The sequence below is a fragment of the Streptomyces sp. ME02-8801-2C genome (assembly GCF_033793965.1).
Lineage (GTDB): Bacteria > Actinomycetota > Actinomycetes > Streptomycetales > Streptomycetaceae > Streptomyces.
In genome coordinates, this window is record NZ_JARAXP010000011.1 from 125,300 (window position 1) to 148,723 (window position 23,424).

Annotated in this window: 18 protein-coding genes; 8 read left to right on the forward strand and 10 right to left on the reverse strand. The window is 71.1% G+C overall.

The features are described 5' to 3' along the window. The first annotated feature begins 211 nt into the window (after positions 1–211). The 5 genes from PV396_RS31600 to PV396_RS31620 all read left to right on the forward strand — a co-directional run bounded on the left by PV396_RS31600 (position 212) and on the right by PV396_RS31620 (position 10,021). Positions 212–2,464, forward strand: coding sequence for a hypothetical protein (locus PV396_RS31600; RefSeq protein WP_319210437.1), 2,253 nt, complete (start codon positions 212–214; stop codon positions 2,462–2,464). A 102-nt stretch (positions 2,465–2,566) separates the two neighbouring features. Continuing rightward, positions 2,567–2,866 (forward strand): hypothetical protein, encoded by a 300-nt coding sequence (locus PV396_RS31605; RefSeq protein ID WP_319210438.1) that lies wholly within the window; start codon positions 2,567–2,569, stop codon positions 2,864–2,866. A gap of 364 nt (positions 2,867–3,230) precedes the next feature. Further along, a complete protein-coding gene (locus PV396_RS31610; protein WP_319210439.1) occupies positions 3,231–3,779 on the forward strand; it encodes a sigma-70 family RNA polymerase sigma factor in 549 nt (182 codons plus the stop codon). Continuing rightward, entirely contained in the window at positions 3,776–5,101 is a 1,326-nt protein-coding gene (locus tag PV396_RS31615; protein ID WP_319210440.1) for a hypothetical protein, read from the forward strand. Before PV396_RS31610 ends, PV396_RS31615 begins: the two co-directional genes overlap by 4 nt. Positions 5,102–5,371: 270 nt before the next feature. Next, the gene (locus PV396_RS31620; protein WP_319210441.1) at positions 5,372–10,021 is read left to right on the forward strand and encodes an FtsK/SpoIIIE domain-containing protein; all 4,650 of its coding nucleotides are present in this window, start codon (positions 5,372–5,374) and stop codon (positions 10,019–10,021) included. Between the two features lie 610 nt (positions 10,022–10,631). Here the strand turns inward: PV396_RS31620 and tgmB are convergent. From tgmB to PV396_RS31640, 4 genes are all read right to left on the reverse strand, one after another. Continuing rightward, positions 10,632–11,627 carry an ATP-grasp ribosomal peptide maturase gene (gene tgmB, locus PV396_RS31625; protein ID WP_319210442.1) on the reverse strand — a complete coding sequence of 332 codons (996 nt, stop codon included), beginning with the start codon at positions 11,625–11,627 and terminating at the stop codon, positions 10,632–10,634. A 16-nt stretch (positions 11,628–11,643) separates the two neighbouring features. Beyond that, complete coding sequence (tgmA, locus tag PV396_RS31630) at positions 11,644–11,835, reverse strand: putative ATP-grasp-modified RiPP (RefSeq protein ID WP_319210443.1); 192 nt, start codon at positions 11,833–11,835, stop codon at positions 11,644–11,646. Positions 11,836–12,044: 209 nt separating this feature from the next. Further along, positions 12,045–12,416, reverse strand: a complete 372-nt coding sequence (locus PV396_RS31635) for a DUF6479 family protein (RefSeq protein WP_319210444.1) — start codon at positions 12,414–12,416, stop codon at positions 12,045–12,047. A 129-nt stretch (positions 12,417–12,545) separates the two neighbouring features. Further along, positions 12,546–13,358, reverse strand: coding sequence for an SAM-dependent methyltransferase (locus PV396_RS31640; RefSeq protein WP_319210445.1), 813 nt, complete (start codon positions 13,356–13,358; stop codon positions 12,546–12,548). A 201-nt stretch (positions 13,359–13,559) separates the two neighbouring features. On the opposite strand from PV396_RS31640, the gene PV396_RS31645 reads away from it, so the two are divergent. After that, positions 13,560–15,254, forward strand: a complete 1,695-nt coding sequence (locus PV396_RS31645) for a hypothetical protein (protein ID WP_319210446.1) — start codon at positions 13,560–13,562, stop codon at positions 15,252–15,254. A gap of 18 nt (positions 15,255–15,272) precedes the next feature. Here the strand turns inward: PV396_RS31645 and PV396_RS31650 are convergent, their stop codons facing one another. From PV396_RS31650 to PV396_RS31665, 4 genes are all read right to left on the reverse strand, one after another. Beyond that, a complete protein-coding gene (locus PV396_RS31650) occupies positions 15,273–15,731 on the reverse strand; it encodes a (2Fe-2S)-binding protein (protein WP_319210447.1) in 459 nt (152 codons plus the stop codon). Positions 15,732–15,744: 13 nt separating this feature from the next. Beyond that, on the reverse strand, positions 15,745–17,952 hold the full coding sequence (locus tag PV396_RS31655) for a xanthine dehydrogenase family protein molybdopterin-binding subunit (RefSeq protein WP_319210448.1): 2,208 nt from the start codon (positions 17,950–17,952) through the stop codon (positions 15,745–15,747). A gap of 118 nt (positions 17,953–18,070) precedes the next feature. Then, positions 18,071–19,321, reverse strand: a complete 1,251-nt coding sequence (locus PV396_RS31660; protein ID WP_319210449.1) for a MalY/PatB family protein — start codon at positions 19,319–19,321, stop codon at positions 18,071–18,073. Between the two features lie 164 nt (positions 19,322–19,485). Continuing rightward, positions 19,486–20,826, reverse strand: a complete 1,341-nt coding sequence (locus PV396_RS31665) for an MFS transporter (RefSeq protein ID WP_319210450.1) — start codon at positions 20,824–20,826, stop codon at positions 19,486–19,488. Positions 20,827–20,974: 148 nt separating this feature from the next. On the opposite strand from PV396_RS31665, the gene PV396_RS31670 reads away from it, so the two are divergent. Then, positions 20,975–21,334 carry an ArsR/SmtB family transcription factor gene (locus tag PV396_RS31670; protein ID WP_319210451.1) on the forward strand — a complete coding sequence of 120 codons (360 nt, stop codon included), beginning with the start codon at positions 20,975–20,977 and terminating at the stop codon, positions 21,332–21,334. Between the two features lie 69 nt (positions 21,335–21,403). Here the strand turns inward: PV396_RS31670 and PV396_RS31675 are convergent, their stop codons facing one another. Both PV396_RS31675 and PV396_RS31680 read right to left on the reverse strand, forming a co-directional pair. After that, positions 21,404–22,141 carry a DUF1775 domain-containing protein gene (locus PV396_RS31675; RefSeq protein WP_319210452.1) on the reverse strand — a complete coding sequence of 246 codons (738 nt, stop codon included), beginning with the start codon at positions 22,139–22,141 and terminating at the stop codon, positions 21,404–21,406. A gap of 72 nt (positions 22,142–22,213) precedes the next feature. Then, on the reverse strand, positions 22,214–22,870 hold the full coding sequence (locus PV396_RS31680; protein WP_319210453.1) for a hypothetical protein: 657 nt from the start codon (positions 22,868–22,870) through the stop codon (positions 22,214–22,216). 108 nt (positions 22,871–22,978) lie between these two features. Here PV396_RS31680 and PV396_RS31685 point away from each other — a divergent pair, with 108 nt between their 5' ends. Then, positions 22,979–23,422, forward strand: a complete 444-nt coding sequence (locus tag PV396_RS31685) for a BlaI/MecI/CopY family transcriptional regulator (RefSeq protein WP_319210454.1) — start codon at positions 22,979–22,981, stop codon at positions 23,420–23,422. The last annotated feature ends 2 nt before the right edge of the window (positions 23,423–23,424 follow it).

Sequence of the window (23,424 nt, forward strand, 5' to 3'; positions counted from 1 at the left end):
TGGTCCGGGACGCGGTACCGGGACTTCGGGTACCGGAAGCAGACGTTCCCAGGCGGCCCGAGAGTTCAAGGAAGTGGCGCACGCCACAGTTTCCGCCGGTCAGCGCGATGCGGACGAAATCTCTTTGAACCATCCGGGCCCGAGTCCTCGTCTACAGAGCGCCTCGGCATCCACGCCCGGCAGCGACCGCTTCGAGGGAAGGACGGCGGACATGGCGCGCGTCTCCTACGACTACGACCTGATGACCGTCCTCGCACGTCATCTGTGGCACCTCCGCGACGAACTGGACGTCACCTCCCAGTCGGACAAGACCTTCGCCCCCGGGAACATCGGCCCGCGCCGGGAGACCGCCGAGGCGTTGGAGGACTTCTACGGCGCCTGGAAGAAGTCGTTCAAGGAGGGCTGGCAGGTCATGACCGACCTCGGCGACCTCCTCGACAGGGCGGGCAAGGCCTTCTACGACCAGGACGCCGCCCAGGCCGCCGGCGCCGCCCAGCAGGTCACCGCCCAGGTCCGGAGCGAGGCCATCCGGCACAACGAGGTCCGCAAGCAGACGCTGGACGGCAAGCGCCGCCAGGCGCTGGCCAGAAGGGCGGAGGCGGGCTACAAGATCCAGCAGGCCCAGCTGAAGAAGGACCAGGACGCGCTGGCCGAGAAACGGAACAAGCTCGACGAACACAGCGCTGCCCAGCAGAAGCGGCAGGAAGAGCTGAACAAGAAGCAGGAGGACCTGGCCGGGAAACGCGAGCCCCTCCTGAAGCAGCAGGACGAACTCGAGGCCAGACAGCGGCAGCTCTGGCAGGAGGAGAAGGAACTCCTCGCCCGGCGCGAGGAACAGCTCCAGGCGAAGCGGGACGAACTGGCGAAGGAGTACGAGGCCCTCCGCGTGAAGCAAGAGCCCCTGAGCGAGCGGCAGGAGGAGCTCCAGCGCGAGCAGCAGCGGCTCTGGGCGGACGAGAAGGCCCTGCGCGCCGAGCAGAACGCGGCGATCGAGAAGAAGGCCGACGCCCTGGAGCAGGAGCAGAAGGCCTACGACGCCAGGCAGGACGCCCTGGAGGAGAAGCAGGAAGCCCTTCAGAAGGAGCGGGAGACCCTGCTGAGCAGGGGCAACGCCACCCGGGCGGATCTCGACGCCTGGCAGCGCAAGCAGGACGCTCTGGACAGGGAACGGGACGCCCTGTGGGAGAACGAGGGCAAGGGGCTCTCGGAGCGGTGGGAAGCCCTTGAGCAGGAACAGCGGGACGGGGAGAAGGCGTTCGCCCCGCTGAACGAGCGGCAGAGGGACATCGACGACGCACGCGAGAGGCTGAGTCGCGACCAGGCGCCCCTCTCCGAGCGGCAGGACGAACTGCAGGCGAGGCAGAAGGACCTCTGGGCCCTGGAGAAGTCCACCCAGAAGGAGGTCGAGGACGCCGTGAAGGGGAAGCAGGACGGCCTCGACGCCGACCGGGCCGACCTCCAGACCCGGCTCGATCCCCTGGACCAGGAGTCGCGGGACCTCCAGGACCGCCAGAAGGAACTGTGGGACGACCAGGCGAAGACCGAGGACGTACAGAACGAACTGACCGAGGAGGAGAAGCCCCTCCAGCAACGGCAGCAGGACCTCCAGGAGCGCCTCGGCGAGGAGCAGGACAGGATCCGCGACCGGGACTTCGACAAGGACGAGGACCTCGGCCAGCTCAGGGGAATGCGCGGTGAGCTGGACGATCTGCCCCCCGAGGCCTTCGTGCCCACGGGCTACACCATGGAGGACGAGAACAGCACCACCACGGTGTCGTTCCAGCTCGACGAGAAGGGTGAGATCAAGGTCGACAGGAACGGCGACCCGCTCGAGACGACCACCACCGTCACCAACAAGAACACCGGGCTGTCGTACTCGGAGACGTATCACCCGCTGTCCCGCGACGGCGACTCCGTGACGACGATCCGCAGCTCCGACGGCTCGGTCACCAAGGTCTACATGGACTCCGACCCGGAAGGCTCGCCCGACGGCTGGATGAGGCGCTACGTGACCGACGAGACGGGCACGGACACCCTCCAGATCTGGACCAAGCGCCCGGACGGCGACTGGGAGCTGACCATGGACAAGGAGCAGTACTTCAGCTCCGAGGCGGGCAAGGAGGACGACCAGCAGCGACTGGACCGGCCCCCGGCCTACCTCACCGTGGAGAAGCCGGTGGTCGACCCGGACGGTCACCCCGCCGGCTCCACCGCTCCGGGGCGGACGACCACGGTGCAGGAGGGCGTCACCCGGACCGACTACCCGGGCTCCGACGGCTCGGTCACCAAGGTCGTCACCGACGAGAACTCCGGCACTCGCTACGTCGCCGACGCGAGCAACGAGATCCAGGAGATCTGGCAGCGCGACGAGAACGGCGGCTGGTACCTCAGGGAGTCCGTCACCCAGCACGAACGCAGCAGCGCCGAACCGCCCCTCGGAACCCTCGGAGAGAACTGGCGCTGAGCCCTGTGGGGCGCCCGGCGCCCCACCCCCAAGCTCCCGGCGCGCGCCCGCGCGGCGCCGTCGGGTCCCTCGCACACCGAACACAAGAGAACGAGGCCCACCATGCCCAAGAACGTCATCAGCGACGAGGATGTCGAAGCCACCGCGAAGCAGCTCGAGTCCGCGGTCAGCGACACCATCGTCCCCCAGCTGTCCTCGCTGCAGTCCGCGGTCGACAACCTGCTCCAGGACGGCCTGGTGCTGACGGCCACCAGTCCGAAGATGCAGGCCTCCTACGCCAACTTCAACAAGTCGTTGACGGAGGCCGTGAACAATATCACTCAGTTCTCCAAGCAGTTCCGTGACGTCTGCAAAGCGGTGAACAACCTCGACTCGCAGATCGCCGGCGGCATCCCCACCTGATCCCACCCCCGAGGGATACCGACCCCCAACTCCCCCTCCGTCGGCATCCCTTCAGCCAGGGGTGTCGGTCCTCTTCGGACCGGCGCCCCTGTCGGCGTTTTCGGGCAGCCTCCGGAATGCGCAGTTGTCGCTTCTCCGAACTCCGTACCAGCGAGATTTGTCTTCTCGGGAAGTCTTGAAACATTCGCAACCGCTCATAGACTCCCTGCGGAACCTCACGTTCCACTCATGAACGTGAGTCCACCCCGGGTACCCGTGCTTAGCCCTGCCCAGCTCACGCCGCCGCCGCGGCGCCCGATCGGACCGGCCCAAGTCCCCTGCCGGTCCTGGGGGAACTATGAGAACGCCCACGCCCAGTACTGCCGTGACCGGGAGCGATCCCGGTACCGGCGGCGCCTCGTCCTCTGGCGACGGATCGATCCGCAGGCTCTACGAAGAGCACCACGGCCCCCTGCTGCGCTATGTGTCGAGCCTCATCCGGGGCGACCGACAGCGGGCCGAGGACTTCGTCCAGGAGACCCTGGTACGCGCCTGGTTGAACACCGGCAGCCAGCCGCCTGGCTGGTCGCCGTCCCGGGCCTGGCTGATGAGGGTGGCGCACAATCTGGTGATCGACTGGTCGAGGCGCGAGCGAGTACACGCCGAGATCCAGCACGAACACACCCTGGATCATCACATGGAAGCCGTGGACCCGATGAGCCAGGCCGTCCAGCGCCGCTTCATGGTCCACGCCCTCTCCCGGCTCTCGCACGCCCACCGCGAGGTCCTCTTCTACGTCTACGTTCTGGGCTGTACCGGCCCCGATGTCGCCGATGCCCTGGGCATACCGCCGGGAACCGTGAAATCCCGGACGCATCACGCGATGCGGGAGCTGCGCCGTCGGCACCCCGAGCACGCGCTGGCGGCGGCATGACCGGGGCAGCCGTGACGATCCCTGATCCGACGCTCGGTTTCGTCATCGCGCTCGGAAAACCCGGCGATTCGCTGCTCACGGCCCTCATCGTGGCCGTCGTCGTTCTGCTGCTGCTCGTTCTGCTGCTGCGGCACACGATCCGCAAGCGGGGCGGCTGGCGGCGTTTCCGGCGCAGCCTGGGCCGTGAACTGGCCCTGACCCGGCGGGCGTTCGGTGAACCCCTGCGCGCCTACCGCCGCCACCGCCGTGGTGTGCGCGCCCTGACCCGCCAACTGGCCGACCCCCGGGGCGGTCTGCTCGTACGACGGTTGCTGGACGCGGCGGGAGCGGCCCTGGCCGACGCGCCCGGGGCCGTGCCGCACGCCGTGCGGCTCGAACCCGGCTGGGCCGCCGTGCAGATCGCCGGGCGGTCCCTGCCCGAGCCACCCGCCCCGTGGGAGGCCGCCGCCGAACCCGGCCCGCAGCGCTGGGAACTGCCACTGGACGAGCAGAACGGGCTGCCGTCGGCCGGGCCACGTGCCGGTGCGGACGTCCGGCCGCTGCCGGTCGCCGTCGGCATGGCGGACGACGCCTGCGTGCACCTCGATCTTGCCGCCGGGCCACGACTGGTCACCGTGGAGGGCGACCCCGCCGCCCGGATGCGGCTGCTCCAGGCCATGGCGGCCCAGCTGGACCGGCCCGGCAGCGGCGCCTCCGTCGTTGTCACGGCCGGGCTCCATCCGCAGCACCGGGGCCGGCGACTCGACACGGCGCTGCGGGAACTGGAGGCCGCCGCGGCGGACCGGAACCAGGATCCCGGTGAGATCGGGGAATCCGGTCGCGCCGACACGACCGTGGTCGTCTGCGCCACCCCCAGCCCGGAGCAGGCACGGCGGCTGGGCGCGCTCGCCGCCTCCGGTGCCGTCGTCTGCCTGGTCGACGGCCGGACGGCCGGGCACGTTTGGGCCCTCCGGGTCGATGGACGCGGACGGGTGGTCGCGCCGGAACTCGGCCTCGACGCGGACTCGGCTCCACTGGGCCGAGCCGTCGTCGCCGCCGTCCGGGCCGACCGCCGCCGACTGCGCCGGGAGCCGCCCCCACGCCGGGGCGCGTCCGTACCGGGACGACTCCGCGATCGGGAACGTCCGCTGCCGGAACAGGAGGAACGCCTTCACGAAACCCGGCTCCTGGAGGAAGCGGAGATTCTCCGGGAGGAGTCGGCGGAGCCCACCCCGGAGCTCACGGTTCCCACCCGGACCGCCACCGGATCGGACCTCCTCGCCGAGCCGACCGCCGCCCGCGAACGCACCACCGCGGCCTCCTCGGGCACGCGGGACGACTAGGACCTGTCCGGCCGATCATGTCGCAGACGCGGGGTGTGGCACGCACTCCCCCAGAGGGGGGACCCCCAGCCGCGTTGTCGTCGGTTGCCGACGCTCCGCGTCGACGCCCTCCTCCGCCTGGCAGCTGCACGCACCACACCCCGCTCACCGGGATCAGACAGGAGCCGCTGCCTTCCTGCGACTTGATCGGCCGGACAGGCCCCAGCCGGCGAGCGCACCGGCCCCCAGTACGCAAGAACACCCACCCCCGAACCACCCGCAAGGGGAGAAGTGAAACTCCTCATCACCACCGTCGCCGACGGCGACTTCGCCGGTCGTCAGGACGTCCTGCTCACCGCGTCAGGCGGCACCCCCGTCAAGGATGTCGCCGCCCACCTGGCCCGACTACGCGCCGGGGACGCCGACGAGGCCGATGGCCCGCTCCCCGCGCCGACGGCCGCCCCGTCCTGCTACCTGGGCGACGAACCCCTCGCCCCGGGCACCCCGCTGGCGGCCACCCCCCTCATGGACGGCAGCGTCGTCGCCCTCGGCGCCCCCTCGCCACCGGCCGCGACCGCCTACGGCCCCGAGCGCGAGGCCATGCCGCAGCCGCAGCGGGCGGACCACGCACCGGTCGTCGAACTCCAGGTGGTGGGCGGCCCGGACGCCGGACGCGTGTACCCGCTCGGTCTCGGCACCCACGGCATCGGCCCGCTGGAGGACGCGGCCGTACCCCTCGAAGGCCGGGGCATGCCGGGCGAGGGCATCCGGGTGACCGTACGCCCGGACGGATCGGCCATCGTGGAACTGAGCGAGGACGGCCCGGCCAAGCTGTCCGTACCGGAGCCGCCGAAGCACCGGGGCAGGACCGACTCCCCGCTGCTGCCCCTCGCGGAACGGGATGAGGAGGACGCCGCGGACGCGGCGCCCCAGGAGGTCGTCGGCGGCGCGGAACTCCCGGACGGCTGGCAGGTCTGGGCCACTGGCGCGGAGCTGTCCGCCGGCGAGTATCTGCTGCGGCTGGCCGCACCGACAGTCCGGGACGCCGCCGTGGTGCCGTCCGAGGGAGGCGGCGGCCTGGACTACAACCGGCCGCCGCGCATCCTGCCCCATCTGGCGCCCGAACGGTTCCGGCTGCCCGGCCCGCCCGACCCGCCGGGCCGCAGGCCGATCCCGCTGATGATGGCCCTCGCCCCGATGGTCTCCGGCGTCGCCATGATGCTGTTCCTGAACTCTTACTACTATCTGATCTTCATGATCATGTCGCCGGTACTGATCGCGGCGAACTACATCAGCGGACGCCGGCAGACACGCAAGGACTACGAGGAGAAGTCCCGCGTCTACCGGCACCGCCGCGCCTCGTTGGAGGAGGACGTCCGGCGCAAGGTCGCCACCGAGCGGCGGTTGCGCACCGAGAGCGCGCCCGACCCGGCGGTCGCCGGACTGTGGGCGGTCGGCCCGGGGCGCCGGCTGTGGGAGCGGCGCCGCGGCGATCCGGACCATCTGGCCCTGCGTATCGGCACCGCCCCTCAGCCGTCCCTGCTCGGCGTCGACGACACCGCCCGCGAGGACAACCACACCGCCGTGCACTGGACGATCCCGGACGCCCCGGTCAGCGTCGACCTGGTCGACAGCGGCGTGGTCGGGCTGGCCGGCGCACCCGGCCCGGTGCAGGCGCTGGCCCGGTGGATGACCGCCCAGGCCGCGATCCTGCACACCCCACGCGACCTGCGGATCGTCGTTCTCACCGACAAGGGTTCGGAGGATTCCTGGCACTGGGCGCGCTGGCTGCCGCACTCCCGCGACGGCCTGCCCGGCACCAGGGGCGGCGCCGTCACTCTGATCGGCAACGACCCCGAGACGGTCGCCAACCGCGTGGCCGAACTCGTCTCCGCCCTCCGCACCCGGCAGCGGGCCGCCGAGTCCACCATGAGCAAGGCTCTGCTGAGCGAACCCGACGTCCTGGTCGTGATGGACGGCGCCCGTCGCCTGCGGGACGTACCCGGTGTGGTGTCGATCCTCAAGGAGGGCCCCGCGGTCCGGATCTTCCCGCTCTGTCTGGACCAGGACGAACGACTCCTGCCGGAGGAGTGCACCGCCGTGGTCCGCCACGAGGACCACCGGCTCACCCTCCGCCGCACCGGACAGCCCGACATCACCGGCATCCGCCCGGACCTGGTCGAGCCCGGTTGGTGCGAGCGCGTGGCCCGGGGCATCGCCCCGATCCGCGATGTCACCCCGGACGCCGCCGAGGGCCTGCCCACCAAGGTGGGACTGCTGGAACTGCTCGGGCTGCCACAGCCGGACGCCGAGTCGATCGCCGCCCGCTGGGGGCGGCGCCCGGCCTCCACCGGCGTCCTGCTGGGCGCCGGATACGACGGCCCGGTCGCCTTCGACCTGGTCAAGGACGGCCCCCACGGACTCGTCGCCGGCACCACCGGATCCGGCAAGTCCGAACTGCTGCAGACCTTCGTGGCTGCCCTCGCCGCCGTCAACCGGCCGGACGAACTCACCTTCGTCCTCGTCGACTACAAGGGCGGCAGCGCCTTCAAGGACTGCGTCGACCTGCCGCACACCCTCGGCATGGTCACCGACCTGGACAGTCATCTGGTCCAGCGGGCACTCACCTCACTGGCGGCCGAACTGACCCGCCGCGAGCACATCCTGGCCGAGGCCGGCGCCAAGGACCTGCCCGAGTATCTGGGCACGCGCCGCCGGAACCCCGAAATGGCGCCCATGCCCCGGCTGGTGATCGTCATCGACGAGTTCGCCACCCTCTACCGGGAGATCCCCGACTTCATCCCCGGCCTGGTGAGCATCGCCCAGCGCGGCCGCTCCCTCGGCATCCATCTGATCCTGGCCACCCAGCGCCCCGCCGGAGTGGTCAACTCCGACATCCGGGCCAACACCAACCTGCGGATCGCACTGCGCGTCACGGACGCGTCGGAGAGCCAGGACGTCATCGACACCAAGGACGCCGTCAGCATCTCCCCGGGTACCCCCGGCCGCGCCCTGGCCCGCCTCGGCCACGGCACGGTCGTCCCCTTCCAGACCGCCTACGCCGGCACTCCCCTGCGCGACGCGCGGCAGACCGCCGAAGCGAAGGGCCGCCAGGAACGGCAGTCCGCCGAGGAAGACAGGATCTGGGGGACCACCCTGCAGTGGCAGCGCCTCGGCCGCGCCGTCGGCCGGCCCGGCACCCCCGAGAGCGAGCAGGGCACGGAAATGGCTACGGAGACCGCGGCCGACGACGTCCGCACCGACCTCAACGCCCTGGTCGAGGCGCTGTCCGAGGCCACGCAGCTCATCGGCTGCGCCGCACAGCCCAGCCCCTGGCTGCCCGCGCTCGACTCGCACGTCCTGATCGACGACCTGCCCCAGCCCGACGAGCCCGGCGGCGCCCGACTGGCTCCGGTCTCCTGGGCCCTCTCCGACCTGCCGGAGGCTCAGGCCCAGCTCCCCGTCCGGCTGGATTTCGCCGAGTTCGGACACCTGTACGTCATCGGCATTCCGCGCTCCGGCCGCTCCCAGGTGCTGCGCACCATGGCCGGAGCACTGGCCCAGGCCCACTCCAGCGCCGACGTCCACCTCTACGGCATCGACTTCGCCGGCGGCGCCCTCACAGCGCTGGGCGTGCTCCCGCACTGTGGGGCCGTGGTGCCACGCGGCGACGTCGAACGCCTCGAACGTCTCTTTGTCAGGCTCGACGCGGAACTGGAACGGCGCCAGGAAATCCTCACCCAGCACCACGCCGGCAACCTCACCGAACTACGCGAACTGGTCGGGGCCGGGGCCCGCCCGGCCCACGTCATGCTGTTCATCGACGGCTGGGACGCGCTGATCGAGGCCGTCGCCGACCACCACGGCGGCCGGCTGGTGGAGCAGCTCAACCGGCTGCTGAGAGAGGGAGCCGCGGCGGGACTCCATGTCGTCGCGACCTCCGAACGTGCCCTGCTGTCCGGAAGGGCCACCGCCCTCAACGACAACAAGCTGCTCCTGCGCCTGAACGACCACACCGACTACCACGCCGTCGGCAAGCGCTCGCGCGACATTCCCGACCTCATCCGGCCCGGCCGCGGCTGGACCTCCGACGCGGGCACCGAGATCCAGGTCGCCCTGCTCGCAACCGGTGCCACCGGGCAGGAACAGGCCGAGGCACTGCGCAGGATCGGCGCCGAGGCGGCCCGCCGCGACGCCGGGCTCCCCGCGGACCGCAGACCCGCGGGCATCGGCACACTGCCGGTGAAGGTGACCTTCACCGACGCGTACGAGAAGATGGCGGAGGGACTGCGCCGGCCCATGTGGGGCCTGCTGGGCCTCGGTGGCGACGACGTGTCGCCAGTGGGCGTCGACTTCGCGGACACCGCACCGGCGTTCTCCGTCACCGGCCCACCCGGCTCCGGCCGCAGCACCGCCCTGGCAGCCCTGGCCGTCTCGCTGCTCGCCTCCGGCACCCGCCTGGTGATCCTCGCTCCCCGGGAGTCGCCGCTGCGCGCCCTCGGGAACCATCCGGGAGTACGGCTGGTCACCGCGACGGAGCCCACGGTCGAGGAGTTCACCGAGGCCCTGGAGGCCGGCGGCGGACCCCGGGTGGTCATGGTGGACGACGCCGACCTGTTCGTCCTGCCGGACATCGACCAGAACCTCCGCTCCCTGGCCCAGTCCGGCAGGGACCACGGCATCGGCATCGTCTGCGCCGCCACCGCGGAGACCATGACAGGCGCGATGGGCTGGCTCAGCGCCCTGAAACGGCACCGCAAGGGCGTCCTCCTCGGCCCGCAGAGCATCCTGGAGGGCGACTTCGTCGGGGCCCGCCTGGCCCACGCCCATCTGCGCGGTCGCAGACCCGGCCGTGGACTCACCGTCGACCCACGCTCCGGGGAATTGATCAACGTGCAGATTCCGGAGACCGTGCTGGACGGGACGGACGGGGCCACCTGACACCGACGAGCCCGACGCCGCACCCGAGAAGTCACGGGCCGACATGTCCGCCACGCGCAGGGAGAGGGCTCGGGGAGGCCACGGAGCCCCACCGGACAGCTGACCGCGCACGGCGAGCTGCGCCCTGGACACACCGGAAGGTGCTCGCACCGAGACCAGGTCATGGTGTGCCGCTGCGGGCAGAGCGGTCTTCAGGCGTACGACGTCGTGAGGCATGTGGTCGGCATGTGCGGCCGCCACGGAGGTCGCCCGGCGCCGAACGCCGTCACGGTGAGCGGGCCCCCGGGCGGCCGGCGCCGCCGGGAGACACTCCGGGGCGCGATCCCCTCGCCCGGCGCCCCGCACAGTAGCCCCCGGTACGGCCTCAGTGCTGTGCGCGAGCGCGGACGCCGGCCGGATTCGGCACACCCCGCGCATGCCTTCGACGACCTGCCTGCCGGGGAACGCGTACGCAAGAAGGGTACGGATGCGGCCCTCAGGACGATCGCCCGGTTGCCTGCTCGACCCGCACCGGCTCGTCGACCGGACTGCCGTCCTCACGTGCCGCGGCGGCAACGCCGATGGCCATGAACTCACCGTAAGTTGGTGCCGTCTTGCGGGGCACGGCGGTTCAGGTGGCGGTGTGCAGGGAGTCCTGGGAGCCGCCATGGGGGTACGACTGCGCTTCCCGTCCTGTCCCGGCCAGCCAGTCGGCGACGGTCTGGGCGATCGGCTGTCCGGTGTCCATCTCGACGAAGCCGAACTGGCCCGACTGGTTGCACTCCAGGAACCACCAGACACCGTCGAGATCCTCCGCGAAGTCGAAGGCCCCGTAGGCGAGTTCCGCCTCCCGCAGATACCGGTGCACGGCCTCGGCGAGCCGGGCCGGTACATCGACGGGCCGCCATGACTCGTCCGAGGGCGCGAACCGGACATCGATGTCGTCGGGGTGCGCGTCGGGTGCGACGGCCTTGCGGGCGGCGAGGATGCGGTCGCCGACCGCCGTCAGGCGGATGTCGGCCCGCTTGTCGACGCGGCGCTGCAGCAGCGTGGGCCCGAAGGCGACGGCGGCGAAGTCGACGTCGGGCGCCACCCGGCTCGTCGGCACGACCCTGGGCGGTTCCTGTGGATGCGACCCGGAGACGGGCTTGACGACCAGGTCGGGAAACCGCTGCGCGAAGTCTCTGGCCGCCTGCGGAAACGTGGTGATCAGTGTGGCCGGCACGGGGAGCCGGCTGCGTTGCGCGAGGTGCAGCTGCCAGGGCTTGTGGCGGGCCCGGGTGGCGGCGTCGGGATGGTTCATCCAGCGCGCGCCCGTGCCCCGGAGCATGCCGTAGAAGGCCTGCGAGGCCTCCTCGGTGAGCCAGTCGGACGGCTCGGCGGCCCGCACGCCCGGCACCCCCGGCCTGCGCACCCACACGGACCGCAGCCCGCCCATGCTCACCAGCCTGCCCCCGACGGACAGATGCCCGCGAAAAGCGCCATGTACGTACTCGCCGGACAGAGCGACGGGGCCGGGCAGATCGGCGGGATCGAGCCGGACCACGGGAACACCCGTGCCGTTCAGCCGGGCCACCACGAGATCCGCCGTCACATCGTGGTCGGACGTCAGAACCAGGACCGTCATCGTGTCAGGTCCACGCTCAGTCGTCGAAGTGCGTCTTGGAACCGGCAGTTGACGTAGTGGCCCCGAATTCACGCATCACAGCATGGTCATGAGCGGCAATTCGCCCGCCCGGCAACACATTCAACTGCAGTCCGCAGTCGTAACTGTACGGAGTGCTCACCTCCAACTGCTCTGCTGGGCGCGCGTAGTTCAAAACGAACAGCTGCATCGCTTCTCCTCGATCGGCGACAACGTCGGTCAAGTGGACGGTGGAGGTCCGGTATTACAACTGTCCCGTCCCCGGTGCCCCGCCTCCAAGGAGTTATACGAATCGAACGCGTGAATGGTTGCCTCACGTTGTGGGCAACCGCGGCCGGGCAGCCCCACGAGGGTCGCGGCCCGTCCTCCACGGGCCGCCCGACCACTGTCGCGGGCGCGTCAGTGGCGCCCCAGGCCACCACTGCCGAAGGAGCCGCTGGAACCGGGATCCCAGCGTCCGCGCTGCTGGTCCGCCCGCCGTTTCGTCGACGCGCGATGGAGGTCGTGCGGCATGAGACGCTCCCGCTCCTCGCCCGCAAGCGGCATTTCGTCGGGCTCTCGCATCTCACGGATCTCGTGAACCGGACCGGAAGGCGGGAGGGTGGGGTGTTCGTCGGGGCGGGGCCGGGCGGATTCCCGGTCCCGTACCCGCATGCCGAACCAGAAGGCCCAGATCAGTGCACCAGCGATGAACAGGCCTGCGACAAATGCGGCCGTTACGTTGAGTAGATCGCTCGACGCGGCCAGTAGTTCAGACGTTGTCGTACTCATATGGCGATTATCGCCGAGGACATATGAATGCGCGTCCGAAAACAGCCTGTGGAATCACTGTGCCATTCCCGCCGACCGGAGCTTCGGGCCGGAGCATCCGGTCGGCGTTCTACGGTCAGGGCTTGACGGTCAGGGCTTGACGGCGACGGCACCGAATTGCGGAAGGGTGACGGCCGCGTCCTCCTCCGGGCGCCACCGCGCACAGGAGACGAGCCCCGGCTCGAGCAGGTCCAGCCCGTCGAAGAAGGCGGCCACCTCGGCACGCGGGCGGGCGGTGATCGGCGGGGTGGCGTTCTCGTTCCAGAACTTCATCGCCTCGATGTTCCCCTCGCCGTCGAGGTCCGCGTCGGTCGTCGGATGGGTCAGGACCAGATGGCTTCCCGACGGCACCGACGCCATGACCTGGCGCACGATGTCCTGCGCCTGGGCCGTGTCCAGCACGAAATTCAGGATGCCGAGCATCATGACGGCGACCGGCTGCTCGAAGTCGAGGGTCTGGGAGGCGCGGCCGACGATGGTCTCGGGGCGGTGGACGTCCGCGTCGATGTAGTCCGTGGCCCCCTCCCGCGTGCCGGTCAGCAGCGTACGGGCGTGCGCGAGCACGATCGGATCGTTGTCGACGTAGACGATCCGGGACTCGGACGCGATGCGCTGGGCGATCTCATGGGTGTTGTCGACCGTCGGCAGCCCCGTCCCGATGTCCAGGAACTGACGTACTCCCCGCTCGGCGACCAGGAAGCGCACGGCCCGCCCGAGGAAGGCGCGGTCCGCGCGGGCCACGCTGCGGATCAGCGGGAACATGGCGTCGATGTGATCGCCCACCTGCTGGTCGACGACGTAGTTGTCCTTGCCGCCGATCCAGTAGTTCCACACCCGCGCGTTGTGGGCCACCGAGGTGTCCAGCCGACCGCGTCCCTCTGACGTGCCGTCCTGCTCGCTCACGCCGCTTCCTCTCGTCACTTCCCGCGCCCCGCACGGACGTTGACGCCCGCTGGGGGCCGTCAACATCGTTCGCGCCTACGAGGGTGATCTTATGACCGGCCTCCTCGAAGCGCGGCCGGAGGCGCCGCCGACGGGTGCTGCCGTCCGCCGACAACGGCCTCTAGTCTCGGCGGACAGGCCCCAGGGGAGCGGGAGAGACGCATGGATCACGACGGCTACGACTACGACCTCGGCACCCATGGGCGGCCCGTGACGACGTCGTCCGCCGAGGCCCAAAGGTGGTTCGACCGGGGCCTGGTGTGGACGTACGGCTTCCATCACGAGGAGGCCGTCGCCTGCTTCGAGGCCGCCACGGCGGCGGACCCCGACTGCGCGATGGCCCACTGGGGCATCGCCTATGCCCTCGGCCCGAACTACAACAAACCCTGGGAGTTCTTCGACGGCGACGACCTCGCACGAACCGTCGCCCGCACCCACACCGCCGTAGAACTCGCCCACCGTAAGGCGGCCGGTGCCACGCCCCTCGAACAGGCCCTGATCGCCGCTCTGCGCGCCCGCTATCCGCAGGCGGAGGCTGCCGAGGACTGCTCGGTGTGGAACGAGTCCTACGCCGACAGCATGCGGGCGGTGTACGAACTGACCCCGGACGACCTCGACGTGGCCGCGCTGTACGCCGACGCGCTGATGAACCTGACGCCCTGGCAGCTGTGGGACGTGCGCACGGGCGAACCGGCCGAGGGCGCCCGCACACTCCCCGCGAAAGCCGTCCTGGAACGGGCGCTCGCGACCCGGGAGGGGGAACGCCACCCGGGTCTCCTGCACCTCTACATCCACCTGATGGAGATGTCCTCCGTCCCGGAGACCGCCCTGCCCGCCGCCGACCGGCTGCGCGGCCTGGTCCCGGACGCCGGACACCTCCAGCACATGCCCACACACCTGGACGTGCTCTGCGGCGACTACCGGCGCGTGGTGGCCGACAACAGCGCGGCGATCGCCGCCGACGAGAAGTTCCGCGAGCGCTCCGGCGCGATGAACTTCTACACCCTCTACCGGGCACACAACCATCACTTCAGGATCTACGGCGCGATGTTCCTCGGACAGTCCAGGACGGCCCTTGAGGCCGTCGCGCAACTGGAGGCCGCCGTCCCTGAGGAGCTTCTGCGGGTGCAGAGCCCGCCCATGGCCGACTGGCTGGAGGGCTTCCTCGCCATGCGCGTCCATGTGCTGATCCGCTTCGGCCGCTGGCCGGACATCCTCGAACTGCCGCTGCCCGCCGATCCGTCGCTGTACTGCGTGACGACGGCCATGCTCCGGTACGCCCGAGGGGTCGCCCTCTCCGCCACCGGCCGGATCACCGAGGCAGAGGCCGAACGCGAACTGTTCCGCACGGCCCTCACCCGGGTCCCGGAGACCCGGATGCTGTTCAACAACACCTGCTCCGACGTCCTCGCCGTCGCGTCGGCGATGCTCGACGGCGAACTCGAGTACCGCAAGGGCGAGTTCGAGGCCGCGTTCGCCGCGCTGGAGCGTTCGACCGAGCTGTCCGACAACCTCCCCTACGACGAGCCCTGGGGATGGATGCAGCCCACCCGGCACGCCTACGGCGCCCTGCTCCTCGAACAGGGCCGCGTCGCCGAGGCGGAAGCCGTCTACCGAGCCGACCTCGGCCTCGACGAGACCCTTCCGCGTGCCGTGCAGCATCCCGGCAACGTCTGGGCGCTGCACGGATATCACGAGTGCCTCGTCCGCCTGGGCAGGGCGGGGGAGGCCCGGATCGTCGCCCAGCAGCTGAAGCTCGCGCTCGCCGTGGCGGACGTCCCGGTCGAGGCGTCCTGCTTCTGCCGGCTGGAGGTCGGTACGGACGGCGCGGGCGGTGCCGAAACGGGATGCTGCTGAAGCCGCTCGGGCGGACGGTCACGCCAGTTTGGCGGCGGCGCTCTTGATCGCCTCGCGGATACGGAAGTAGGTCCCGCAGCGGCAGACGTTCGCGATCGCGTCGATGTCGGCGTCCGTGGGGTTCTTCGTGCGCTTCAGCAGGGCCACCGCCGCCATGATCTGGCCGGGCTGGCAGAAACCGCACTGGGCCACGTCCTGCTCCAGCCAGGCCTCCTGCACGGGGTGCAGCCGGTCACCGTCCGCCAGACCCTCGATGGTGGTGACCTCCCGCCCGGCCGCCTCGGCGACGGGCACGACACAGGGATTGACGGCCTCGCCGTCGAGATGGCTGGTGCAGGCCTTGCAGACGTCGATCCCGCAGCCGTACTTGGGGCCGCGCACGCCGAGCAGATCGCGCAGCACCCACAGCAGGGGCAGGTCGTCGGGGGCGTCGACGGTCACGGACTTCCCGTTGACGGTGAAGGTGTGGGAGGGCACGTACGGGCTCCGCTCAGCGAGGAAAGGGGGTGAAGTCGACGTCGAAGTTGACGGGGAATCGGCGCGGTCTGGTGCCGGTGGCCCGGGCGTAGGCGTTGGCGATCGCCCCGACGGCCGCGGGGACGCCCAGTTCGCCCGCCCCGCCCGGCTTGCCGTTCGCCGGCATGATGAAGATCTTCACGTCCTTGGGGCTGTCCTTCTGCCGCGCGTAGTGGAACTGCGAGTAACTGCCTTCCAGCGGCAGTCCCTTGTCGATGTGCAGCCCGGCCCGCAGGGTGGTGGAGATGGCGTCCGTCAGACCGCCGAGCAACTGCGCCTCGAGCCCTCGCGGATTGACCGGCCGGCCCACGTCGGCGGCGATGACGGCCTTCGTCACCCGTGGCTTCTTCGGGTCGGTGGCGTCGATCTCGACCAGACAGGCCGTGCAGGACTTGTACTCCTCGTGGAAGCCGACGCCCTGCGCCCACCCCGGCGGCAGGTCGCGGCCCCAGCCGCCCTCCGCCGCCACCTTGTCGAGCACGGCCCGCTGCCGGTCGTTCTTGAGGAACGATCGCCGGAAGGCCACCGGGTCCTTGCCCAGTTGGGCGGCCAGTTCGTCGACGACGATCTCCTCCGCGCCCCGGGTGTTGCCCGAGTAGACCGAGCGCCAGGACCCGGTGTGCATCTTCAGCGGCACCTCGGTGAGCACCTGGGTGGTGAGGCCGAAGTTGTACGGGGACTTCACGGTGGTCAGGAAGAGCGTCTGTGCGAAACCCGCGTTGCCCACCCCTGAGGGGAGACTCGCGGCACTGGCGGTAAGGATCTCGCCGAGCCCGTGCCGGAAGTCGGTCTCCACGGCCGCCACCCGGTGCTCGAACGAGAGGACCTGCCCGAGCGCGTAGGTGGCACGGATCTTGTGGTGGGTGGCGGGTCGCATACGGCCGTGCCGCATGTCGTCGATCCGCGACCACTGGAGCCGGACCGGACGCCCGCTCTTCTGCGACACGAGCGCGGCCTCCAGCGCCGCGTCGAAGAACAGCCGACGCCCGAAGGAACCGCCCGCCTGCACCACATGGACGGTGACCTTGTCCAGCGGCAGCCCGAGTTCCCGCGCGATGGTCTGGCGGGCCACGATCGGGGACTTCAGCCCCGACCAGATCTCGGCCCGATCCGAACGGACGTCCGCCACCGCCGAGTTGGTCTCCAGCGGGGCATGACTGGCGAACGCGAAGTCGAACTCGGCGTCCACGCGCTTGACGAGCACCCCGGGCACGACCAGCGGGGCGGTCGCGCCCTTCAGCTTCGCGGAGATCTCCTCGTCGGAGAACGCGTCGACGCTCCCGGGGCCCCAGGTGATGTCCAGGGCGTTCTTGGCGTCGAGCGCCTGCCCGAAGGTCTCCGCGACCACCGCGACACCCGTCGGGACGGTCACGATGTCCAGCACACCCGGCATCGCCCGTACGGCGGGCTCGTTGTGAACCGACTTCACAGTGCCGTTGATGGTGGGCGGCCGGCGCACCATGCAGGGCTTGGCGCCGGGCACCTCCAGGTCGAGGGTGTACTCCTGCCGGCCGGTGATGATCGACCGGGCGTCGATCCGGGAGGTGGGGGTGCCGACCAGCGTGTGCTGGGACTCGGGCTTGGGGGTGGCGGTGAGCGCGCCCAGATCGGCGGAGGCCGCCGCAGCCGACAGCGAGCCGTAGGAGGCGGTACGCCCGTCGGGTGCCGTCACCACCCCCTGCCGGACCGTCAGGACACCGGCCTTCAGGCCCCATTGGCGTGCCGCCGCGGCGACCAGACGGGCCCGGGCCGCAGCCGCTGTGTGCCGTACGGGGTCGTAGAGCGACCGGATCGAGTTGGAGCTGCCGGTCAGCTGGTTGAAGAGCAGCTCGGGCCGGGCGTCGTCCAACCGGATGCGGACCCGGGCGAGCGGGACGTCGAGTTCCTCGGCCACGAGCATCGCCACCGCCGTGGTGAGGCCCTGCCCGACCTCCTCCCTCGGCAGCCGGAAGTCCACGGTCCCGTCCTCGCGGACCTCCAGCACCAGCATGTTCGCGGTGGGCGCGCTCGCGAGGATCAGCACATCCCCGAGGTCGACCAGGTCGGCCGGCGCGGGCAGCGTGGGTATCGCGGCTCTGGCCTCGCCCGGTGCGACGGCGTCGAGGCCGACGGTCGTCGCCACGGACAGGGTGGGGGCGGAGACGAGATAGGTGAGGAACCTGCGCCTGCCGAGTCGTTTCATCGACGCTCCGTTCAAGCGGGCCCGCCGACATCGCCGGGCCGCGCCCCAGATCATTACCGACTGGTAGGCACGGGTTCAAGTCGCTGGGCGTTTCGTCCGGGCATGACCCGGACGACGCTCATGGCCGGAAATCGCGGACCGCGCGTCCCATCCTCCCCACCGCTTCACGCAGAACGGCCGGGGTCGTCGCGAAGTTGAGGCGTACGTGTCCTTCGCCGCCGGAGCCGAACACATGGCCGGAACTGAGCGCGACCCTGGCTTCGTCGAGGAACAGCTTCGCGGGTCCGGCCAGATCGCTCACCACCCCCGGGCCTGCGGTGTCCCGGGCCTTGTGCAGCCCAAGCCAGGTGAAGTCCAGCCAGGCCAGATAGGTGGCTTCGGGCTGCCGGTATCCCACGTCGGGAAGGTGTTCCTCGAGCAGCCGCCCCAACAGGCGCCGGTTGGCGTCGAGTCCGGTCAGCAGTTCGTCGAGCCAGTTCCCGCCCTCGCGGAACGCCGTGGTGTGGGCGATGATCCCGAGGTGGCTGGGGCCGTGGCCGACCTCCTCCGGCAGGAGTTGGAGCTCGTCGGCGGCTTCGGGGCCCGCGACGGCGAGAGCGGCCTTCAGCCCGGCGAGGTTCCACGCCTTGGACGCCGAAACCAGGGCGAACGCGTTCTCGGCGCCGGGAACGGTGAGAAACGGGGTGAAAGTGGCCCCCGGCAGTATCAGAGGGGCGTGGATCTCGTCGGACACCACGCGCACACCGTGCTCGCGGGCGAGGGCCGCGACGGCTTCCAGCTCCTGGCGGGTGTGAACGACACCGGTCGGATTGTGCGGGTTGCTCATCAGGAAAACGGCACGGCGGCCATGACATCGCGCCCGCACGAAGGCGTCCTCCAGGGCGGCCAGGTCGACGCGCAGATCGGGGCCGAGACGTGCCTCGACGATCTCCCGGGCATCGTGTGAGACGAACGCGTAGAAGGGCGGATACACCGGGGAACAGACGACGACCGCGTCCCCCGGGCCGGTCACCAGCCTGATCATCTCGACGACGCCCAGCATCACATCGGGCACGATCGCCGTGTGCTCGACGCGCAGCCCGTCCCATTGCCACCGCTCGGCGGCGAACGCGGCGAGCGCCTCGGCGTAGGCGGTCCCGTACGGATACCCGGTGTCACCGAGGTCGATCGCCCTCTGCAGCGCCTCGGCGATGGGCGGGGCCATCGGTACGTCCATCTCCGCCACCCAGAGCGGAAGCACGTCCGCCGGGTGCGTACGCCACTTCATGCTGGTGCGCTGCCGCAACTGCTCCAGGGACAGTTGGACGAGAGGATCCGTCCGGTCGGCGTCGGCGACCTCGAGGGGTTCGCTCTTCGTTTCGTCCGTCATCGCGCGCTCCAACTCCCGGGCGGACCGGGCCGATAGGGGTGGCCACGACTCCGGCCGGTACCCCGGCGGCGCCGACGGGCCGCCGAACGCCGCCCGCAGTCACATCAATGCCCGGTGTCGGCCCCAGAACCTCCTGTCCCGGGAACGCACGACCGTACCTGACGTCAGCCTGGGACGTGCAGTCCGTCGAGGAGCGGGCGATGGCTGTGCCGCCAGCCACCCCTGACCCGGGTCGCGTCGGACAGATGCGGGTGCCCGGCGGGGAGATCGGCGTGCTCGTGCTCGACACGCGGGGCCGACGGAGCCGGCCACAGGCGTACGGCGAGCAGCCCGGCGGCCAGGGCCAACGCCCCCAGGGCCACCACCGCGGACCTGAGCCCGGCCGCCGCGCCGAGCCAACCGGCCAGCGGGTACGTGAGCAGCCAGCAGCCGTGCGAGAGGGAGAACTGGGCGGCGAACGCGGACGTACGCCGCTGTGGCGGCGCCGCGCGGCGGATCAGCCGTCCCGTCGGGGTGAGCACCATCGAGCTGGCGGCGCCGAACGCGGCCCAGCAGACGAGCAGCGCCGGCCAGCGCCAACTGCCGCCGCCGGCACCGGTGACGACGCCGAGCGCGACGAAGACACCGGTGAGCAGCAGCGCCCCGCGCAGCATCACCGTACGGTCCGGAACCCGGTCGAGCACCCGGGGCAGGAGCAGCGCGACGACCATCGAGCCCGTGCCGTACGAGCCGAGCGCCAGGGGGACGTCGGCGGCGCTCCGGCCGAGCTCGTCGCGGACGTACACCACGCTGTTGACGGTGACCATGGCGCCGGCGGCGGCCACCGCCAGGTCGAGGGCGAGCAGGGCGCGCAACTCGGGGACGGACAGGAACAGCCGGGTGCCCGTGCCCGTCCGGGCGTACGCACCGCCGGTTCGTGGGGTGGCGGCGACGACGGCTGTCGGCAGTACGGCGGAGACGACCAGGGCCGCCGACGCGGCGAAGCCGAACACCGTGCCCAGGAACAGCCAGTTGTAGGTGATGAGCGACAGCAGTGCGGCGGCCAGGGCCGGGCTGAACAGGCTCTCCAGGTCATAGGCGAGCCGGGACAGCGACAGAGCCCGGGTGTAGTCGCGTTCGGCGGGCAGCACGTCCGGTATGACCGCCTGGAAGGTGGGCGTGAACGTGGCCGAGGCGGCCTGGAGCAGGAAGATCAGGACGTACACCTGCCACACCTGGTCCACGAACGGCAGCAACAGCGCGACCGCGGCCCGGGTGAGGTCCGCGCCGACCATCAGCGCGCGCCGGGGCAGACGGTCGGCGACCGCGCCGACGGCCGGGGCGATGGCCACGTACGCCACCATCTTGACCGCGAGGGCGGTGCCGAGGACCGATCCGGCGTCGGCGCCCGCGATGTCGTAGGCGAGCAGTCCGAGAGCGACGGTCGCCAGGCCGGTGCCGATCAGGGCGACGACCTGGGCGGTGAAGAGACGGCGGTAGGCGCGGTTGCGCAGTACGGCGAACATACGGCTGTCCTCGACCGGTCGGGAAGGCGAGCGCGACTGTTCACCACTGTACCCATGGGTGCGCATCTGCGCACATATGGATTCGGCGAACCCGTACAACCGGCGGCGACACTGTCGACGGGGTCCGCCCTGCCTCTACGCTGAGGGCATGCCTGCTCGCGAGACCTTGCCAACTGCGGCCGATACGCATCTGCGTGCCCCGGACAGCGCACGTCTCGCGGAGGCGACCGGGGTGTTCGCCCTCCTCTCCGACGCCACGCGGCTGCACCTGCTGTGGCTGCTCGCGCAGGGAGAGTCGGACGTCGGTTCGCTGACCGAGCGGTGCGAGGCATCGCGAACCGCCGTGAGCCAGCACCTGGCGAAACTACGGCTGGCCGGACTGGTGGAAACCCGGCGTGAGGGCCGCTACGTGCACTACAGCCTCCGTGACGGGCATCTGCGCCGTCTGGTGATGGAGGCGCTCAGCCACGCCGACCACAGGGTCAGCGGCAAGGCCCCACACGACTGACGCGCGGGCGCGGTGCCCTCCGGTTCCGCCGCGAGCAGCGGAACCGGAGGAACGAAGCCCGCGAGTCGGCTACTGCTGACCGGCCGCCCGGCGGCGTACGAGATAGACGGCCGCGCCCGCCACGACGACCACAGCCGCCCCGATGCCGATCCAGGCACCCGCGGACATCCCGCCGTCGTCGTCGCTCGCCGCCTCGGCCGACGCAGAGGCAGTCGGCGTGGCCGACGCCTGGGTGGGCTCGGCCGTGGGAGTCGGCGAGGCGGACGGCGACTCGGACGCCGTCTCGCTCGGCGACGGGCTCACCGGCTTCGCGCCCGGCGCGGCGGCCTTCAGCTTGAGCACCGGAGCCGGCTGCTCACTGCTCTCGTCCAGCTCGATCCAGCGGTCGATCTTGCCGTCGCTGTAGGTCTGCAACGACTTGAAGGCGAGCTCCTTCACATCGGGGAGCTGTCGTACGACGACGGAGTACTCGGCGTTCACACCGGCCTTCAGGGCCGGGCCCTTGATCGTGTAGCCGTCGTCGGCGGCCGTGAACTTCCAGCCCTTGGGGCCCTCCCCGTAGGTCACGTCGCCGGGCGCGATGCCCGCCGGGAGGATCACCCGGACCTCGGCGATCCCGGCGGTGTCGGACTCGGCCTCCGCGTCGAAGGAGATCTCGACGTTCTCGGCGAGGGCCTGGGCCTTGTCGGACTTGACCTCCACATGGGCGGCGGCCGGTCCGGCGGTGAGCAGGAGAAGGGCGGCGGAGGCGACGGCCGCGAGGGTCAGACGCCGTGCGGTGGCGTGCTGGGAGGGTGCAGTGGACATGGTTGTCTCCGGGTCTTTCCGGGTGTGCGGTGGCACGGAACGGCCGATCGCTGAAGGGCTGTTCCGGCAGGATCAGTTGGCGAGAGCGGGCCACGCCGGCGGCGGACCCCGCCGTACCACCACGTCCGCGAGGAGTGCCCCCCTGAGCGGCGGCTCCGTCCGTCGCGGGCGGCGCACCCGTGAGCGTCGCCTCGCGGGCACCGGCACACCGTCGAGCAGCGCCCGTACGGTGGCGATCCGGGCCCGTACCCTGTCCACGGCCCCGGTCAGCCCGCGCGCCAGCGACCAGCAGGCCGCGTCGGCGCGGTGCAGCAGCACGGCGACGAGTACGGCGGCCAGGGCATGGAGGACCGTCATCGCCGCCGAGTCGTGCAGCCGCGCGGGCCAGGTCCCGTGGGCGGGCATCGCGAGATGCGCGTGCGTGCCCATGTCCACGCCTGTGTCCGCCAGTTGGCGCGCGTGCGCGGCCGACAGCCACACATGGAGGCCGGTCTGCGCCACCGCACTCGTCACCACGACCACGGCGAGCGAACGCGGGCGCCTGGTACCGGCCAGCCCCACGACGAACAGCAGCACCGCCGCCGCCAGCCCCGACCGCCACGGAGCGGGCCCCTCGGCGACCAGATGATGCGCACTGATCCCGAGCACCGTGCCGACGACGGCGAAGACCGCTGCCCGGAACACGGGCAGTGGCGCGGAGCGCGTCGTCGGCACAGGGAGCATGGTCATGACTCGCCCATCATCGACCATGCGGCGGCCGGGGCGGGACCGGGCCCCGGGAATCCGTCTATACGATGGCCGCTCGGCGAACGGACGGCGGCGGAGGGGAGACAGGACGTGACGGATCACCGGCAGCGTCCCCGGCGACGGGGGCAGGGCGAGCTGGAGGCGCTGGTCCTGTCGGCGCTGCGCGAGGCGGAGGGCCCGGCGACAGCGGGCTGGGTCCAGGAGCGGCTCGGCGGCGACCTGGCGTACACGACCGTCATCACGATCCTCACCCGGCTGCTGGCCAAGGGCGCGGTCACCCGGGAGCGCGCGGGACGGTCCTTCGCCTGGACGTCCGCGTCGGACGAGGCGGGTCTCGCCGCACACCGGATGCGCAGGGTGCTGGACGCCGAGAGCGACCGGCAGGCTGTCCTGGCCAGCTTCGTCACCGGGCTCGGCCCCGCCGACGAGCGGCTGCTGCGCGAACTCCTCGGCCGACCGAGCACGGACGAGACGGACACGACGGACACAGGTACAAGTGCGGACACAGGTACAGGTACGGAGAGGGAAGACTGAAT